We start from the raw sequence: 17,491 nt of genomic DNA, 5'->3' as shown, positions 1-17,491 counted from the left end.
TGCCGGCCCGCCGCATGCCACGCATCGGCTGCCGGACGATCGACAACAAAGAAAAAGGCGGCGCGGGGCCGGTTCGGGGCTGTGCGTCTCAGGCGGCGGACGCCAGGGACTCCGGCGACCTTTCCAGGGCCTCGGCCTGCAACAGCCGCGCAGCCAGCACCCGCAGAAAACCGGCCTCGCCTTCGCGCAGGAAGAAGTGCCCGCCCTCGAACCGGTCCAGCGTCACGGGCCCGTGCGTCTCCAGCGACCAGGCCCGCAGCTCCTGCTCGGTGATGCGGTCGCGCACACCGCCGAAGACATGCACCGGGCACGCCAGCGGCGCGCCGACCGCGCTCCGGCGGAAGCCGTGGCACAGCCGGTAGTCGGCCCGCAGCACGTCCAGCGTGAGGCGCAGCAGTTCAGGTTCGGCGAACACGGCGTCGGGCGTACCGCCCTGCGCTCGCAGGTCCGCCATCAGCCGCGCGTCGTCCAGCGGTTCCGCGTAGCGCTCGCCGCTGCGCACCGCGGGCGCGGCGCAGGCCGACACCGCCAGCGCCGCCGGCCGCACGCCCAGCTCCGCCTGCAGGCGGCAGGCCACGCCATAGGCGAGCAAGGCGCCCATGCTGTGCCCGAAGAGCGCGAACCGGGCGCCGCCCGCCGCCCGCAGGCAGGCCTGCGCCAGCGGCCCGACGAGGCTGTCGTACGACGCCGCGAACGGCTCGCCCATGCGCGCGCCGCGGCCGGGCAGCTCCACGGGCACCACCCGCAGCCGCGCGGTCAGGCTCCGCTGCCAGCGCAGGTACATCGTGGCGCTCGCGCCCGCGCAGGGCAGGCACAGCAGCACCAGGTCTCCAGGAACCACCGGGTCCGCCCGATCCGCCCCGTACACCATCGCCGTCAGGCCGCCGCGGCCGCAGTGCCCCCGGCGGGCGCGGCCGCATCCTGCTGCGCCATCCAGTCGCGCAGCGACTTCGGCCGCATGTCCGTCCAGGCGCCGTCCACATAGGCGACGACGGTCTTCTTGTCGCCCCGCACGCCCTCCACCACCCGCCAGCCCTCGGGCACGGCCTTCCAGTGGGGCCAGATCGAATACTGTTCCTCGTGGTTGATCAGGACGATGAAGGTTTCGTCCTCGCGGTCGAAGCAGCTCGTAGACATCGGTGCATCCCTTGTGCGGTTGAACATCGGGCCGCCGTCCATGCCCTTCGCGACGACACGGGAAGGAAGGTGCGCGGGGCGGGCCTGCCTTCACAAGACGGTTGGCGGGCCGAAGTGTTCACCGCACCCCGTGCGATCGAGGATGCGGAAGGGATGCGGGAGCGCTATTCCCCCGTGCGGCGCGGCACCATGCCCGCCAGCAGCCACAGCCGCGCGGCCTCGTCGTAGCGCGCGCGGTGCAGGGGATCGGCCCGCAGCCAGGCCGCCAGGGCCTCGCGTGCCGGCGCATCGAAGGTTTCCTGGTCGAATTCACGCTGGACCCATGCCCAGGCCGCTTCCCAGACAGGATCCTCGTCGTACGGTGCAGTCATGCGCCGAGCCTAGCGCATCGCCAGCGGCGCCCTGCCGGCCCGTCCGACGCCGCCCGCGGGGTATTCCGGCGGCTGCGCAGCGGTCTGCTACGGCGCCGGCATCATGTGGACGCGGCAACGCGCGACTGCCCGGGCCGCATCGGCGATCAGCCCGTTCACCAGCCCCAGCGCACAGCCCAGGCGCTCGGCGATCTGGCGCTGCGTCAGCCCCTCGATGCGGTAGAGCTCGAACACCATCCGCGTGCGCGCAGGCAGCTGCGAGAGCACCTCGTCGATCGCATGGATCACCTGCTGCTCGCACATGCGGCGGTCGGGGGAGCGATGGCAGGGCACGTCGACCGTCTCGACGTCGATGTCGAACGTGCGGTAGCTGGCTTCCACGCGGTGGCGGCGGCAGTAGTCCAGCGCCAGGTTGCGCACCACCTGGCAGCAGTAGCCGATCGGCCGCTCCGCCACCCGGTCGCGAGGCCCTTCCGCCAGCTTCAGGTACGCATCCTGCATCACGTCGTCGGCGAGGTCTTCGGTGTTCACGATCTGCCGTGCGACGCGCCACAGCTGTGCCCGGTGGGCGACGAACACATCGGCCAGGGAAGGGTCTGACAACGGCGAGGACATAGGGATCGCTTTCCTGTGGTGGCCGAAAGGGTTCCGGCGGGTGGAAAGCGATGATACAAAAAATCTGTGGAATAGGAATTATTTGTATTTGAATATTTACAGTTCCCTGTGAGCGGTGTGCCGCAAGTCCTGGTCTTCACTCGACTATGCAGAAGTGGGCAGCGGCCCCGGCACCTTTCATTCTTCTAAGATTTTCGACTTGTCAATAGCTCACACCAATATAGTTGAAATGATAGAAAATATCCAAAATGTGGCAGACTCGGCAATCACGCCCCTGCAAGCCCCAGCCTGCTTACCATGAAACTCACCACGCGCCTTGTCCTTCTTCTCGCCGTGCTCTGCTCGGCGCTGGCCATTCTGGGTTCGCTCGGCCTCTACGGCATGGGCCGCGCCAACGAAGGTCTCCACTCGGTCTACGAAGACCGTGTCCTGCCCCTGAAGTACCTGAAGGCGGTGTCCGACATGTACGCCGTGAACGTCGTCGATGCGGCCCACAAGGTCCGCGACGGTGCATTCACCGGCGCCCACGGCGCACAGCAGATCCGGCAGGCGACCGACACCGTCCGGGCGAATCTGAAAGCGTTCGGCGACACCCAGCTGATGTCCGAGGAAACCCGGCTGATGGAGCAGATGAAGCCGCTCCTGGCCACGGCCGACATCGCCACGGCGCGACTGTCGGCGCTCATGCTCGCGGGCGACCGGCAGCAGCTGGCGGACTACGCAGCCCGCGAGATGTACCCCGCCATCGATCCGCTGCAGGAAGTCATCGCCAAGCTGGTCGACGTGCAGCTGGAGGGTGCGCGCCACGAGAACGACGACGCAACCGCCCTCTACGGCAAGCTCCGTGCCGGCATGCTGGCCGCCGTCGCCGCCTGCGTCGTACTGGCCCTCGCCATGGGAGCGGCGCTGGTGCGGCGCCTGCGCGATTCGCTGCGGCTCGCGGGCGACGCGCTGTCGGAAGTGGCGGCGGGCAACCTCGCCGTGCACATCGACACCGGGGGCCGGGACGAAGTCGGCCAGTTGGTGCACCGCCTGGCGGACATGCGCGACAGCCTCGCGCGGGTCGTGGGCAGCGTGCGCAGCAGCGCCGAGGCCGTGGCCGCCGCCAGCTCGCAGATCGCGCAGGGCAACCACGACCTCTCCGCGCGCACCGAGCAGCAGGCCTCCGCGCTGGAAGAAACCGCGGCTTCCATGGAGGAACTCAGCTCCACGGTGCGGCGCAACGCGGACAACGCCGGCCAGGCCAACGGCCTGGCGATCCAGGCCTCGCGCGTGGCCACGCAGGGGGGCGAGGCGGTCGGCCAGGTGGTGGAGACCATGAAGGGCATCGAGGAGAGTTCCCGCCAGATCGCGGACATCATCGGCACGATCGACGGCATCGCCTTCCAGACCAACATCCTGGCGCTGAATGCCGCCGTGGAGGCGGCCCGCGCCGGCGAGCAGGGCCGCGGCTTCGCGGTAGTGGCCAGCGAAGTGCGCAACCTCGCCCAGCGCAGCGCCGCCGCCGCCAAGGAGATCAAGGAGCTGATCTCCACGAGCGTCGAACGCGTCGGACAGGGCACCATGCAGGTGGACCGTGCGGGCGCGACGATGTCGGACGTCGTGGAATCGATCCGCCGCGTGACCGATATCGTCGCGGAAATCAGCACCGCCAGCAATGAACAGAGCCAGGGCGTTTCCCAGGTGGGAGAAGCGGTCGTGCAGATGGACCAGGTCACCCAGCAGAACGCCGCGCTGGTCGAGGAATCGGCCGCCGCCGCGGGCAGCCTGAAGAGCCAGGCCGACAACCTGGTCGAATCCGTCGCCTTCTTCCGCCTCGGTGCCACCCCGGCCGGCCCGGCGACCCGCACACCCGGGCAGCACCTGGCCCTCCCCCACGCGGCCTCCTGAGGTACCACGCACCGGCCACCGGGCCGGAAATGCGTATGTCAACGCCGCGCTCATCGCGGGCAATGCGCCGGAGCGCCGCGTCGGGCGCCTGCGGGAATTCTGGAACCTCGTCTCTTCGGGCTCCGGGCAGCAGGTGCCCGAAGGGCCTGGGCGACCGGGCCCTGCTCAACCAGTGGAGCGCCGCCTCGGCCGTGTGGTTCGGCATTCCCGGCGTCTTCACGCCGCGCCGCGACCCCGCCCTGCTCCACCGAATCGGGCCCGGTGAATCCGGTCCGATTGCGCACCGATAGCGGGGTCGAGCAAGGGGCCCACGTACCCGCGATGTACCTCGGCGACCATCCGCCCATGGCCGGCGGAGGCGAGCTGTGGGGTTTTCCGAACAAGCTCGCCCACCCCGCGTTCAGCCACGAACCGACGTGATCGTCGGCACGCTGGACTACGGCCGCGTGCGCGTGGCCAGCGCTACCATGGGCCTCGAATACCGGCAGCCCGATCCCGGCCCGGTGCTCGCCGGCATCGCGCATTCCCACGCGCTCGCCCCCGTGGCCGACCTGCCGGTGCGCAAAGTGGAAACCGCCGTGCACCGCATCGCCGACATGACGCTGGCGCTCGGCACCGTCGAACACGACTGCCTCGCCTGAACACTTTTCCGTCCTCCATCCTCCATCACCACCCACTTCAGGAGCACCCCATGCAACTCAAGGACAAGGTCGCCTTCATCACCGGCTCGGCCAGCGGCATCGGCAAGGAAATCGCCACCCTCTTCGCGAAGGAAGGCGCCAGGATCGTGATCGCCGACCTGAACAAGGACGCCGCCGACGCCACCGCGGCAGAACTGAAGGCCACGGGCGCCCAGGCCCTGGGCGTCGCCGTCGACGTGACGGACGAGGCCCAGGTGGACGCCGCCGTCGAAGATGCCGCCAAGGCCTTCGGCGGCATCGACATCCTGGTGAGCAACGCCGGCATCCAGATCGTGCACCCGGTGGAAGAATTCACGTTCGCCGACTGGAAGAAGATGCTCGCCATCCACCTCGACGGAGCCTTCCTCACCACGCGCGCCTGCCTCAGGCACATGTACGCCCAGGGCCGCGGCGGCAGCGTGATCTACATGGGCTCGGTGCACTCCAAGGAAGCCTCCAAGCTCAAGGCCCCCTACGTCACGGCCAAGCACGGCCTGATCGGCCTGTGCAAGACGGTCGCCAAGGAAGGCGCCTCCAAGGGCGTGCGCGCCAACGTGATCTGCCCCGGCTTCGTGCGCACGCCCCTCGTGGAAAAACAGATCCCCGAACAGGCTAAAACGCTGGGCATCACCGAAGAGGAAGTGGTGAAGAACGTCATGCTGAAGGACACCGTGGACGGCGAATTCACCACCACCGACGACGTCGCGCGCGCCGCCCTGCTGTTCGCCGCCTTCCCCACGAATGCGCTCACCGGCCAGTCGCTGGTGGTGAGCCACGGCTGGTTCATGCAATAACGTGCTCCGCGGCGGTCGGGCGGCTCAGCGGACCTTCTTCCAGGCCTGCCCATCGACCGAACGGTAGGTGCCGCCCGCCGCGCAGCACCCACCTGCGCCCAGCGCCATGCGGCCCAGCACGGCCGTCACGCCACCCGCGTCGGCGGCCAGCGACTGGCGCTCGCACCGCGTGAAGAAGGGATAGGGCTCGGGGGCCAGCACGCGCTCCCAGGCTGGCTTGCCTCTCCCTGCATCCTGGATGCGGAACACCTCGCAATCGTGCACCACCAGGTGCACCGGCTGCCCGGCCAGCAGGCCCTGGAACACTTCGCCCGGCTTGGCATTCCCCAGCGCCGATTCCACCTCATTCGGCGGCGCGGGCGGTTCAGGCAGCTCACGCCCACAGCCGGCCGCCAACCCGGCGGCCACCAGGGCAGCGGCGGCAGCATCGCGAATGCGGAGAGTCCGGGGCATGGTGCATTGTGCTGCTCGCGCCCCGGCAGCGGATAAGCACTCGGTGGCAGCGCCCATCGCGTCCGGAACACGGGAGTACCCCCCGGAGAAAAATCCGGTTTTCCGCTGGCCTTCCCGCATTGAAGACAATAGCGGCTGAACGGCCCGGCGCCCGTCCGGCCCACCCGCCGCTGTTGCGCCCCCAGGGCGCCACCACCGACCGACCCATGACCGAACCCCAAGAACTCCCCTTCCTCTCCCGCCTGTCCCTCGCCATCGGCAGCTTCTTCGCCCTGCTGGGCGACGGCCGCCTGGCCGCGCGCGTGCAGGCGCTGCGCAGCGGCGCGCCGCTGGCCAGCGAAGTGCCGCCGCCCGCTCCCGCACCGGCCCCCGTGCAGGCACCACCGCCCCCGGCTCCGGTGCCCGCCCCGCCTGCCGTGCGAGCCACCGCCGATGTCGACGCCGCCCTGCAACTGCTCGCCCTGCTGCAGCGCGAAGCGCGCTTCGTCGATTTCCTGCAGGAAGACATCGGCGCCTATTCCGATGCCGACGTGGGCGGCGCTGCGCGCCTGCTGCACGGCGGCGCCCGCAAGGTGCTGCAGGACACGTTCGATCTCGAACCCGTGCGCACCGAGGCCGAAGGCAGCCGCCTGACGCTGCCGGCCGGCTTCGACGCCGCCGCCGTGCGCGTCACCGGCAACGTGGTCGGCCAGCCGCCCTTCACCGGCACGTTGCAGCACAAGGGCTGGCGCGCCGCCGCCGTGCGCCTGCCCGCCCTCACCGAAGGGCACGACACGCGCGTGATCGCGCCCGCGGAGGTCGAGCTGTGAGCGAAGCGAAATACGCCATCGGCATCGATCTCGGCACCACGCACAGCGCGCTCTCCTGGGTCGATCTGCACAGCGAGGGCGCGGCACCCGAGATCCTGCCCGTCGCCCAGCAAAGCGGCCCCGGGGCCGTGCAGGACTATTCCCTGCTGCCCTCCTTCCTCTACGTGCCGCACGACAGCGAATTCGCGCCCGGCGACCTCGCCCTGCCCTGGAACGCCGCGCCCGGCCGCATCACCGGCGAATGGGCGCGCAGCCACGGCGCGCTCACCCCGATCCGCCTCGTCTCCAGCGCCAAGAGCTGGCTCGGCCATGCCGGGGTGGACCGCCGCGCCGGCATCCTGCCGGCCGACGCGCCGCCCGAGGTCGAACGCATCTCGCCGCTGGCCGCCAGCACCCACTACCTGCAGCACCTGCGCGACGCCTGGAACCACCGCCACCCCGAGGCACCGTTCGACCAGCAGTCCGTCACCGTCACCATCCCCGCATCGTTCGACCCGGCCGCGCGCGAACTCACGGCCGAGGCCGCCCAGGCCGCGGGCTACCACGGCATCACGCTGCTGGAAGAACCCCAGGCCGCGCTCTACAGCTGGATCGCGGGCAGCGCGGGCGACTGGCGCAAGCAGGTGCAGGTGGGCGACGTGATCCTCGTCGTCGACGTGGGCGGCGGCACCAGCGACTTCTCGCTCATCGCCGTCACCGAAGACGCGGGCAACCTGCAGCTGAACCGCGTGGCCGTGGGCGAACACATCCTGCTCGGCGGCGACAACATGGACCTGGCACTCGCCCACGGCGTCGCGCGCGGTTTGGCCGCCGAAGGCAAACAGCTCGACCCCTGGCAGATGCGCGCACTCACCTATGCGTGCCGCCTGGCCAAGGAGCAACTGCTGAGCGACCCCGGCCTGCAGAGCGTGCCCCTGGTCGTGCCCAGCCGCGGCTCCAAGCTCATCGGCGGCTCCATCCGCACCGAGCTGCAGCGCGAACTGCTCTCCACCATCCTGCTCGAAGGCTTCTTCCCGGCCGTCGAGAGCAGCGCGCGGCCCATCACCCGCCCGCGCGCCGGCCTCACGCAGATCGGCCTGCCCTACGCGCAGGATGCCGCCGTCACCCGCCACCTCGCCGCGCTGCTGGGCCGCCAGGTCGGCGCCACCGCGCAGTTGCCGGGCTTCGCCCAGCCCGAGGGCGCGACCTTCCTGCACCCCACGGCCGTGCTGTTCAACGGCGGCGTGTTCAAGTCCGAACTGCTGGCCGATCGGGTGCTCTCCACGCTCAACGCCTGGCTCGCCGCCGACGGCGCACCCACTGCCCGCCTGCTGCAGGGCGCCGACATGGACCACGCCGTCGCGCGCGGCGCCGCCTATTACGGCCAGGTGCGCCAGGGCCGCGGCATCCGCATCCGCGGCGGCACGGCCCAGGCCTACTACGTCGGCATCGAATCCAGCATGCCTGCCGTCCCTGGCCTGGAACCGCCCGTGCAGGCCCTGTGCGTCGCGCCCTTCGGCATGGAGGAAGGCTCCGAGGCGCCGCTGCCGCCGCAGCAACTGGGCCTCGTCGTCGGCGAGTCCGTGCGCTTCCGCTTCTTCGGATCGTCCGTGCGGCGGGGCGACCAGCCCGGCACCCTGCTGGACTTCTGGTCGCCCGAGGAACTGCAGGAACTCGCGCAGATCGAGGCCACGCTGCCCGCCGAAGGCCGCGCCGCGGGCGAGGTCGTGCCCGTGCAGCTGCGCGCGCGCGTGACCGACATCGGCACGCTGGAACTGCTGGCCGAGGCTTCGGGCGGTGCGCAGTGGAAGGTGGAGTTCGACGTCCGCGACGCGTGATGGCGGCCGCCTTCCGCATCGGCATCGACCTGGGCACGACCCACACCGTGCTCGCGTTCGCGCCCCTGGGCGCGGACGACATCCAGGTCTTCCCCATCCCGCAGAGCATCGCGGCCGGCGAGGTCGCGCCGCGGCCCCTGCTGCCCTCGCTGCGCTTCCATGCGGCCGAAGGCGCGCTCGCCCAGGCCGACCTGCCCCTGCCCTGGCCATCGCAGGAACCCGCCATCCTCGGCGCCTTCGCGCGCGAACTCGGCCAGCAGACGCCCGGCAGGCTCGTGGCCAGCGCCAAGAGCTGGCTGTCGCACCCCGCCGTGGACCGCACCGCCGCCATCCTGCCCTGGGGCGCGCCCGATGAGGTGCCCAAGGTCTCCCCGCTGGAGGCCAGCGCCAGCTACCTGCGCCACCTGCGCCACGCCTGGGACCACGCCCACCCCGACGCTCCGCTCGCGCAGCAGCCCACCGTGCTCACCGTGCCCGCCTCGTTCGACGAAGGCGCGCGCCAGCTCACCCTGCAAGCCGCCGCGCTCGCCGGCCTGGGAGCAGTCCACCTCATCGAAGAACCGCAGGCCGCGTTCTACGACTGGGTGTTCGCCCACCGCACCGACCTCGCGAGCCAGTTGGCCGACACCCGCCGCCTGCTCGTGGTGGACGTGGGCGGCGGCACCACCGACCTCACGCTGATCGACGTCACGCTGGACGCCGCCGGCCAGCCGCAGCTCGCGCGCACCGGCGTGGGCGACCACCTCGTGCTCGGCGGCGACAACATGGACCTCGCGCTCGCGCGCTGGATCGAGCCGCGGCTGTCGGGCGGGCCCGCGGGCCAAACAAGCCACCCCGGCCAGCCCGCGCATGCCCCGCTCTCGGCCATCCAGCTCGCGCAGCTCACCCAGCGCTGCCGCAGCGCCAAGGAGCGCCTGCTCGCCCCGGACGGCCCCGCGGAGACCACCGTCACGCTCCAGGGCAGCGGCAGCCGGCTGATCGGCGGCGCGCGCTCCGCCACCCTCACGCGCGCCGACGTGGACCGGCTGCTGGTGGAAGGGTTCTTCCCGCAGGTCGCGGCGGATGCGCAGCCCCTGCGTGCGCGCGGCGCCCTCGTCGAATTCGGCCTGCCCTACGCCCACGACGCCGCCATCACCCGCCATATCGCCGCCTTCCTGCAGCGCCAGGGCGGCGCCCTGCCCGACACCGTGCTGCTCAACGGCGGCGTGTTCCACGCCCAGGCCCTGCGCGACCGCCTGCTCGCCACCCTGCGCGGCTGGCAGCCGGCCGGCGCCCCGCCCATCCGCCTGCTGGCGGTCGATGAACCCCGCCTCGACGCCGCCGTCGCACGCGGCGCCGTCGCCTACGCCATGGCCCGCGCCGGCAGCGCACCCCGCATCCGCAGCAGCGCGGCCCGCGCCTACTACCTTACGCTCGATGGCGGCCAGGGCGTCTGCGTGCTGCCCTACGGCACCCCCGAAGGCGACACCGTGCGGCTCGCGGACCGGCGGTTCCACCTGCGTTTGGGCCGGCCCGTGCGCTTCAACCTGGCCACCAGCGCCGCCGATCGCCACCACCAAGCCGGGGACCTCGTCACCCTGCAGGACGGTGACGAAGGCCTGCAGCGCCTGCCCCCCATCGCCACCGTGCTGCCAAAAGCGCAGGCTGGCGGTGCCGCACAGGTCGAGGTGCAGCTCGAAGCCCGCATCACCGATGTCGGCACGCTGGAAATGCACTGCGTCGCCGTGAACGCGGAAGGAGCCGACAGCGACGGCAAAAGCGCCCAGCCCCCCCGGCGTTGGCAGCTCGAATTTCAATTGCGCGGCGATGCAGCCACGCAGGATGTGCAGGCCGATGGCGATTCGGATTCCGGCACCCATGCCGGCGCAAAGTCCTCCTCCGCCGCAGCCCCATCCAACGCCAACGCTAAAACCACAGCCACCCACCCGCGCCTGCCCCAAGCCCTCGCCGCCATCGACCGCGTCTACGGTGGCAAGAAGCAACAGGGCGTGGATGCGAAAGAGGTCCGCCAATTGCGAGCCACCCTGGAGCGCCTGCTCGGCGACCGCACCACCTGGCCCACGCCGCTGTTGCGCACCCTCTTCGGCGCCCTGCTCCAGGGCGCCAAGCGCCGCCGCCGCTCCGCCCAGCACGAACGCACCTGGTTCAACCTCGTCGGCTTCACCCTGCGCCCCGGCTTCGGCGACCCGCTCGACGGCTGGCGCATGCAGCAGATGTGGGAGCTGTTCGGCCCCGGCATCGCCCACAGCGACGACAGCCAGCAATGGTCCGAATGGTGGACCCTCTGGCGCCGCATCGCGGGCGGCCTGGACGCCGAACAGCAGCAGATGGTCTACGACGTCATCGCCTACTACCTGCAGCCCCCGGGCGGCACCGACATCCCCGCTCCTGAAGGTCCGCGCATGCAGGCGCCCGACGAACTGCTGCGCATGGCCGCCTCGTTCGAGCGCATCCAGCCGGCCGACAAGACGCAGTTCGGCGGCTGGCTGCTGCAGCGGCTGAAGCAACAACAACAGCGACAACAGCAACCACAACGCCCCACGGCCGAACTCTGGTGGGCCCTGGGCCGCCTGGGCGCGCGCCAGCCGCTGTATGCCAGCGTGCACCACGTGTTGCCCCCCGACACCGTGCAGGGCTGGCTCGCACAGATCGAGGCCGACATCGCGCCCGACTGGGCCCGGCACGAGGCCGCGGCCTTCGCCGTGGCCCAGATCGCGCAGGCCACGGGGGACCGGGCGCGGGATTTGCCGGAGGAGTTTCGCACGCAGATCGCCGGGCAGTTGGAGGCCGCACATGCTGCGCCGGGCTGGGTGGCGATGGTGCGGGAGGTGACGGTGCTGGATGAAGCGGACCAGCGGCGGGTGTTCGGGGAGGCGTTGCCGCCGGGGCTGGTGTTGGTGCGCGGGTGATTTGCAACTGCAGCGGCGCCGCGCAATTGCATCGCCCGCCTTGTTGCTCTACCTGGGCCGCACAAGCCTCGGCACCCTACGCGTTCGGAAAGACAGCTCTGCAGCGGGAGCTGACAGTCGCCGTGATCGCGCGTGCTCACGTTGCCCGGCTCGAACAGTCATTGGTCCCATCGAAACAATTGTCGACGCGACGTCTAAGCAATAGCAGCAGTTTCCGAGATTGGTTCGATGCGGCAACCCATGATCACTGCATGACGCGATGGCTGGCTCATATCGGAGCTGCTGGTATTCTCACCGTCGACGAACCAAACGGCGGCCTCGCCGATCACCATCGCGACAAGGAGGGACAGGCCGAAAAAGATCTTGGGGCCAAAGGGCAGCAGGATGGGGCGCGCCACGTTGCGCATGCCGCGTACCAGCGATAGCAACGCGTGATAGGCATCGACTGGCGATAACACCTCGTACTCCAGCTGTTTGGTCTTACGTTCAAGCAGCAGCTCTTTGTTCTGCAGCTTGACCTCGCGGAGGTACTTCTCCTCCGGTGACGTCGGCACGAAGAGCCATGTGTCGCCCGGCTCCAGATACTCCGCCGCGCCGATGGCCTTGCCTTTTTCGTAGCCGAGCGCGATGACAAGCTCGATCGGGTTATCCGGCGCGGCCGTCCAACCGGCGAACTCGCTGTTAACTGGGGCGATGCGGCGGATGGCTGTTGACCAGTGCACAGGCGGCTTTACGAACCGCGCCAGGCTGTAGGCAATCTGCAGCTCGACCGGGCCTTCCTTGGCTAGGTCCTTGACCGCGGCGAAAAGCCCGCCGATGTGCTGTCGGGCCAAGCAGGACAGGTCAATGAGGAGCGATGCGACACCATTCGCATCGCGCGCCAGGGTGCGAACAGCCTCACATGCAGCGGCGCAGGTCAGCTGCTCAACCTGCTTGCGGCGCAGCGACTTGGGATCGGGAGTTACAGGTGCGTCGCAGACTGCGATGACCCGAGAGTCGATAGAGGCGATTTCGTCCTGCAGCAAATTAAGCAGGTGGCTCCGGCGCGAACCGGAGTCGGCGGCAATGACCATCAGGGTCGGCGCCTCGCCCACGCTTACGGTTGGGCCTACTCCTTCGATTCGCTTTTGCCTCAGGTTGCGGACGGCTAGTTCGCCCATAGGTCCCCCTGTGTCAACTCGCCGGTAGGCTCATTCTGGCTCATCGGTGTTTCTGGCTTGGCCAACAGAATGGTGGACAGCGAGACCGACTTCGATTTGCGCATCGGCAGCTTGAAGACCGGCGCCAGCAAATAGGTCAGTCGGAACCGCAAGCCGCGTAGGGTACGGAATCCACCGACATCGGCAGCTATTTGATAGCAGACGATAGCACCATGGTTAATGGCGATGCGCAGCGCGTGTTCCACGTCGTCGCTGACTCGCTCATCTACGATGAACGACATGGGCGGGTCTTCGACGAAGGCCGTCCTGACGAGCCGGTTGTGGAAGTAGTCACCGATCTTGGACAGCACCTCGTAGATAGGCGTGGAGGTCTTGATGGAACCGAATTGCTCGTTGGCGACAGACTGCAACATTTCGGCATAGCGCTGGCAGTTCCATTGCACCCCGGCAGTCTGCTGCGGCGTCGGCACCGGAAATTGGGCTTGGTCGCTATTGGACATGATGCGGGTGATGAGACCGATCAGCCAGCGCGGGTTGCCCTCACTGATCGCCGCGATAGATTCCCAGCCGGAGTAGGCCGTGTTAAATGGCTTCACGCCGCGCTTCTTTCCGACGCTCTTGCCCTTGTAGGCATTGCGGAAGGCTACCAACGGTGCAATCTTGCGCAGGGTATTGCCGTGGGGATCGCTGGGCTGCATACCCAACTCACGCGACACATCGATTTGCTTGCGACGCAGGAACTCCTGAAAAGTCGAGTCTTTCTCAGCTAGCGATTGGAACTGCTCGGCCACCTGCTTCTTGTTGCGCCCTGCTAGCGTGAACAGGCCAATCTGCGCTGCGTCCTCGCTGTCGTCGACCACGGCGTAGGCCGAGGTGCCGAAAACCTCGCTCGGCATCTTGCCGGCTAGTGCGGGGTAGGAGCTGCTACGCGACAAGAACACCTGCTGGCAGAACTCGCTGGCCTCGGTCTTGTCCGCGTACCAGAGCTCGACCTGTTGCACGTCGTTGTTCTGGCTGGGTGGGGCACCGGACTGCTGCTCGTATAGCAGGTCTGGGCCGCAGGGAGCGAGAGCCACCTTCAAGAGGAGCTTTTGCGCGCCGCTCGCGCGCATCGCGGCCAGCACCGTCTTTTGCAGGTGCATGGGCGCCACCTCGAACTCGTCGAGCAGGAGACACCAGCGATGGTCCGGCTGTTGATAGGCCACGTCAAAGGCCTGCAGTGCCTGCGAGGCTGACTCCAGCATATCCATGCCGAGGTATTCCTGGGTCGGGATGCCGGTGAGCTTGAGTTTGGCCCGCAGCCGGGCGTCGCGCTTGATGTCGAGCAGCCGCGCCCTCAAGGCGTCGACCAGGCTAGCAGGAGACAGCGATATGGGCTGGACTTTCCACAACGTCGCGATTGTTGCGACCGCCCGCTCCAGGTCGACCTGCGTCGGCCCGCACGTCGTGGCGTCGGCGCCAAGTTCAGGGTGCTGCACGGGGTTCAGCGCCACATGCCTGTCCATGCCGGTCGCCACGGCAAGTAGCACGTGTGTGACGAAGGCGGCCTCGGAGAACAGCACGCCGACTGTCTCGCCCTGGCCAGCCTCCATCAGCGATTCAAGCATCGTGCCCCAGGCGATATCCGAGGGAACGTAGATGCCGGTGTAACCCACCGTCATTTTGTATGGTTCGGCGGCAGCGCCGGTCCAGGCTTCCTGTCCCTCCACGCTGAGCATTTTGAACAGCGTAGTCTTGCCCCCGCCTCGCGGACCCACCAGCACCGAATTCCAGGCACCGGCTAGCTGCGTGAACTTCGTGGACGGCACAAACGTCCTCGCCACCTCGGCGTAGGACATCGCCTTGGCGTTAAATGGTTCAAGGAAGGTCTGGCGACTCATGATGCTACCTTTTCAAGCTTGGTCCACTGGCCGTCCTTGCTGTCGATGTGGATGTGCAGGCTGTGCCGCGCGCGCAGGCGCTGGCGAACCTGATTGCGGGCCTCGGGGGGCAGCAGATCCGCGTCGGGCACTCGGCGTATAACCTCGCTCCAGTCCATAGGCAAGGGTGACAGCGCCACGATGTCGGTGATCACCCGACCCGGTTCGCGCGCGCCGAAGGCCGCACCGTCGTAGATGCCGTCGCCATCCGGCCTAGCAGGCTCCCAGCCACGCCCGGTGGACCAGTCCCAGGTCTGGAACCGGCCTATGAGGCCGCGAGGCTCCAGGCGGACTTTGAGCAGGTAGAACTGGTTCCTCACAGTGCCCTTGACTGCCTCAATGTGAATGGCCAGGCTCGCCGCCCCGAAAACTATGGGCTGCAGGCCACTGCCCGATGCCTGTCTCAGCCGGGCCTCATGCTTGTGCCCATGCACGACCAGCCAGTCGCCTTGGTCGGCCAGGAGCTTTAGCAGTTCCTGCCCGTTGTCCACGAAATCGTGGGCGCCAGCACCATCCTGGGTATGCGATTCCGGAGGATGATGCATGACAGCTACGCTGATCTTCGCCGGGTCGCACTGCTTCAGCGCAGCCTTTAGTTCATTGACGGCCGAGGGCGGGAAGGTGCCGCGCTCGTGCTCGAACTCGTCGTGCCCGTGCTCGCCGCAGCTATTCACGATCAGTATCTGGTACTTGGCTGCCGTCACCAGCAACAGGCCGGCGCCGAAATAGCGCACGCGATGGTCTCGCCCCTGCAGGTGGTCTGTGTCCCCACGCGTCACCGACGGATAGGGCGGGTGCAAACACTTCAGCTGTTCGAACGGGCCGTAGCCTGCCTTCAGGTTGCGAATCACCGCTTTCTTTAGGTTTTCAGCCTGGCTGCGGGAGGTCACGTCATGGTTTCCTGTGGCACAGATGACGTGCTCGCAGCCCATGCGTTCGCCCAGGTCGACCATGTGTTTCCAGCCGGCAGACAGCGTGATGGCGCTGCTCTGAAAGGCGATGTCGCCCGGACACAGGATAGCGTCGGCCTTCAGCCCTCGAGAAGCGACCAGGTCATTGAGTCCCGCCCAAGGGTTAGTGGTCGGGACGTTGCTGGCCAGCTCACCACCCTTATTAATCTTGAGGTGGGACCCGTGCTCTTCAGTGAAGTGCGGATCACCCAAAATCGCGAAGACAGCCTCGACGGGGCTTTGCTCTCGCTCGGTAGCGTCCTCCACTACGCGCTCCCTTGACTATTGGTTTATCGAGATCCTAACCGCGCGACCAATCGTAGTTGGACAGCAGCACCTCGTCGGCCGACCTACGGGCCGCAGTGAAGCCAGCCACGTTGCGTACGACGGTGAGATTATGGCGGCGCCATTTCTTGAGAGCTTGCAACACGGTCGCTGCCGGCGAATAAGACAGCAGGATCTTTGCGCCCCGACGGTCAGCTGCGAGCAGCGCGGCGATCAACCGACGCTCGTCCTTCTCGCGGAAGGCGTCACAGCCGTACTCGCCGCGATCCCTCTTGTCACCGAGGGCATATGGTGGGTCGAGATAGACAAAATCTCCAGTCGCTGCCTCGCCCAGGATCTCTTCGAAGTCGCTGCAGCGCAGCTCGGCCTCGCGCAGTCGTCCCGCGAACGCCTTGAACGCATTGAGGTCAGGCATGAAGAGGTGACCCTTACCGCGTGCTACGTTGAACTGGCCTGCTCGGTTGGTGCGATATACGCCATTAAAGCAGTAGCGGTTGAGGTAGACGAACTGTGCCGCGCGCTCAAAGACGTTCAGATGCTCGCGCGGGACCGCGCGGATCGCGTAGTAGTCTTCAGGTGTGTCGCCGAGCATCGAAGCCCGCTCCCACACGGCACGTGGGCAGCGCTGAATGACGCGGTAGGTCTCAATCAGCGATTCGTTGAGGTCGCTCAGAACCGCATGCGCCGCCCCTAAGCGCAGGAAGAGGACGGCCGAGCCCGCGAAGGGCTCGATGTAGCGCTCGGCGTCGGCTGGCACGGCAGCTAGCAACACCGGAAGCAGCTTTTTCTTGCTGCCGGCCCAGCGAAGCAGCGGCTCAACCGCACCTTGGGCGCCTGAACCCAGAGCGATTGAATTTGCTTGCATTCCTGGGGATTATGAAACAGCTTGGGCCCTTGTCGCCGGTCGGCAGCCATTTGCACATGCACCGGCGCCGATCTTAGATGAAGCGCTCGGATGAAAGACCGTTGCTGCTAGTTTCCGCCATCTAGGCCGGCATATGCGAATGACTGAGATCAGCCTGAATCGGTCATAGACAAGCGGCCGCGAGCCACAAAGCAATCCCGACACCACAAACCCGCCCCGCTCCACCCCTCACCGCTGCTCCTCAATCGGATTCCCATACAACGGCCGCCCCCCGAACTGCGTACTCACCGCATACGCAACCACGCAGGCCAGCATCACCGGCACCGTCATCTGGAACTGGTTCGTCATCTCCAGCACCATCACGATGGCCATCAGCGGGGCATGGGTCACGGCGGTGAGCACGGCGGCCATGCCGATGAGGGCCAAAGCGCGCGGGTCGCCCACCCAGGCGGCGGGCAGCGCCAGGGCCGCGAGCTGGGCGAGCACGCTGCCGGCCGTGGCGCCGACGAACAGCGAGGGCGTGAACACGCCGCCGATGGCGCCGCTGCCCGAACTCAGCGCAGTCGCCACGATCTTGGTAAGCATCACCACCACGATCCACTGCCACAGGTGGCCGCCCTGCAGCACCGACGACACGACGCTGTAGCCATTGCGCCAGACAGGCCGACAGCGCACCACCTCAGTCGCCGGATATGCGGGAAGGTGACGGTGATGGACGAAGCTGACCAGCGGTGGGTGCTCGGGGAGCCGTTGCCTCGGGGGCTGGCGTTGGTTTTGATGACATCAGGGGACGGAGCCAAGCCATTTGCATGCATTGTCATAAAATGCATGCATCGA

At 68.0% G+C, this 17,491-nt stretch carries 17 protein-coding genes; 7 read left to right on the top strand and 10 right to left on the bottom strand.

What is annotated here, in order from left to right; all coding sequences use genetic code 11:
• Positions 1 to 88: 88 nt before the first annotated feature.
• The 4 genes from Q9R47_RS06300 to Q9R47_RS06285 all read right to left on the bottom strand — a co-directional run bounded on the left by Q9R47_RS06300 (position 89) and on the right by Q9R47_RS06285 (position 2,123).
• A complete protein-coding gene (locus Q9R47_RS06300; protein WP_311232354.1) occupies positions 89 to 841 on the bottom strand; it encodes an alpha/beta fold hydrolase in 753 nt (250 codons plus the stop codon).
• Between the two features lie 35 nt (positions 842 to 876).
• The gene (locus Q9R47_RS06295; RefSeq protein ID WP_311232353.1) at positions 877 to 1,137 is read right to left on the bottom strand and encodes an MbtH family NRPS accessory protein; all 261 of its coding nucleotides are present in this window, start codon (positions 1,135 to 1,137) and stop codon (positions 877 to 879) included.
• A gap of 164 nt (positions 1,138 to 1,301) precedes the next feature.
• Positions 1,302 to 1,508: a DUF4880 domain-containing protein gene (locus tag Q9R47_RS06290; protein ID WP_311232352.1), complete on the bottom strand. Its 207-nt coding sequence runs from the start codon at positions 1,506 to 1,508 to the stop codon at positions 1,302 to 1,304.
• Between the two features lie 87 nt (positions 1,509 to 1,595).
• On the bottom strand, positions 1,596 to 2,123 hold the full coding sequence (locus Q9R47_RS06285) for a sigma-70 family RNA polymerase sigma factor (protein ID WP_311232351.1): 528 nt from the start codon (positions 2,121 to 2,123) through the stop codon (positions 1,596 to 1,598).
• A 297-nt stretch (positions 2,124 to 2,420) separates the two neighbouring features.
• Between Q9R47_RS06285 and Q9R47_RS06280 the strand changes: the two genes are divergently transcribed.
• From Q9R47_RS06280 to Q9R47_RS06270, 4 genes are all read left to right on the top strand, one after another.
• Positions 2,421 to 4,013, top strand: coding sequence for a methyl-accepting chemotaxis protein (locus tag Q9R47_RS06280; protein WP_311232350.1), 1,593 nt, complete (start codon positions 2,421 to 2,423; stop codon positions 4,011 to 4,013).
• A gap of 276 nt (positions 4,014 to 4,289) precedes the next feature.
• Positions 4,290 to 4,433 carry an acetoacetate decarboxylase family protein gene (locus tag Q9R47_RS24295; RefSeq protein WP_404977104.1) on the top strand — a complete coding sequence of 48 codons (144 nt, stop codon included), beginning with the start codon at positions 4,290 to 4,292 and terminating at the stop codon, positions 4,431 to 4,433.
• Positions 4,430 to 4,654: a hypothetical protein gene (locus Q9R47_RS06275; RefSeq protein WP_404977103.1), complete on the top strand. Its 225-nt coding sequence runs from the start codon at positions 4,430 to 4,432 to the stop codon at positions 4,652 to 4,654. Before Q9R47_RS24295 ends, Q9R47_RS06275 begins: the two co-directional genes overlap by 4 nt.
• Positions 4,655 to 4,704: 50 nt before the next feature.
• Entirely contained in the window at positions 4,705 to 5,487 is a 783-nt protein-coding gene (locus Q9R47_RS06270; RefSeq protein WP_311232349.1) for a 3-hydroxybutyrate dehydrogenase, read from the top strand.
• Between the two features lie 24 nt (positions 5,488 to 5,511).
• On the opposite strand, the gene Q9R47_RS06265 is transcribed toward Q9R47_RS06270, so the two are convergent.
• A complete protein-coding gene (locus tag Q9R47_RS06265) occupies positions 5,512 to 5,940 on the bottom strand; it encodes a hypothetical protein (protein WP_311232348.1) in 429 nt (142 codons plus the stop codon).
• 206 nt (positions 5,941 to 6,146) lie between these two features.
• Between Q9R47_RS06265 and Q9R47_RS06260 the strand changes: the two genes are divergently transcribed.
• The 3 genes from Q9R47_RS06260 to Q9R47_RS06250 are packed head-to-tail and all read left to right on the top strand — an operon-like array spanning position 6,147 to position 11,475.
• Positions 6,147 to 6,749, top strand: a complete 603-nt coding sequence (locus Q9R47_RS06260) for a DUF2760 domain-containing protein (protein WP_311232347.1) — start codon at positions 6,147 to 6,149, stop codon at positions 6,747 to 6,749.
• Positions 6,746 to 8,566: an Hsp70 family protein gene (locus Q9R47_RS06255; RefSeq protein WP_311232346.1), complete on the top strand. Its 1,821-nt coding sequence runs from the start codon at positions 6,746 to 6,748 to the stop codon at positions 8,564 to 8,566. The genes Q9R47_RS06260 and Q9R47_RS06255 overlap by 4 nt, the downstream gene beginning before the upstream one ends.
• Positions 8,566 to 11,475: an Hsp70 family protein gene (locus tag Q9R47_RS06250; protein WP_311232345.1), complete on the top strand. Its 2,910-nt coding sequence runs from the start codon at positions 8,566 to 8,568 to the stop codon at positions 11,473 to 11,475. Before Q9R47_RS06255 ends, Q9R47_RS06250 begins: the two co-directional genes overlap by 1 nt.
• 194 nt (positions 11,476 to 11,669) lie before the next feature.
• Here the strand turns inward: Q9R47_RS06250 and Q9R47_RS06245 are convergent, their stop codons facing one another.
• The 5 genes from Q9R47_RS06245 to Q9R47_RS06225 all read right to left on the bottom strand — a co-directional run bounded on the left by Q9R47_RS06245 (position 11,670) and on the right by Q9R47_RS06225 (position 17,329).
• Positions 11,670 to 12,548 carry a hypothetical protein gene (locus Q9R47_RS06245; protein WP_311232344.1) on the bottom strand — a complete coding sequence of 293 codons (879 nt, stop codon included), beginning with the start codon at positions 12,546 to 12,548 and terminating at the stop codon, positions 11,670 to 11,672.
• Positions 12,549 to 12,622: 74 nt separating this feature from the next.
• Entirely contained in the window at positions 12,623 to 14,515 is a 1,893-nt protein-coding gene (locus Q9R47_RS06240; protein WP_311232343.1) for a hypothetical protein, read from the bottom strand.
• Positions 14,512 to 15,771, bottom strand: a complete 1,260-nt coding sequence (locus Q9R47_RS06235) for a metallophosphoesterase (protein ID WP_311232342.1) — start codon at positions 15,769 to 15,771, stop codon at positions 14,512 to 14,514. Before Q9R47_RS06235 ends, Q9R47_RS06240 begins: the two co-directional genes overlap by 4 nt.
• Positions 15,772 to 15,805: 34 nt before the next feature.
• A complete protein-coding gene (locus tag Q9R47_RS06230) occupies positions 15,806 to 16,654 on the bottom strand; it encodes a Dam family site-specific DNA-(adenine-N6)-methyltransferase (protein WP_311232341.1) in 849 nt (282 codons plus the stop codon).
• Positions 16,655 to 16,882: 228 nt separating this feature from the next.
• Positions 16,883 to 17,329, bottom strand: coding sequence for a chloride channel protein (locus Q9R47_RS06225; protein WP_311232340.1), 447 nt, complete (start codon positions 17,327 to 17,329; stop codon positions 16,883 to 16,885).
• Positions 17,330 to 17,491 lie beyond the last annotated feature (162 nt).

It is taken from the genome of Acidovorax sp. PRC11 (genome assembly GCF_031844105.1).
GTDB lineage: Bacteria > Pseudomonadota > Gammaproteobacteria > Burkholderiales > Burkholderiaceae_C > Paracidovorax.
The sequence above is the reverse complement of the archived record's forward strand: the minus strand, read 5'-3'. Positions and strand labels throughout refer to the sequence as shown.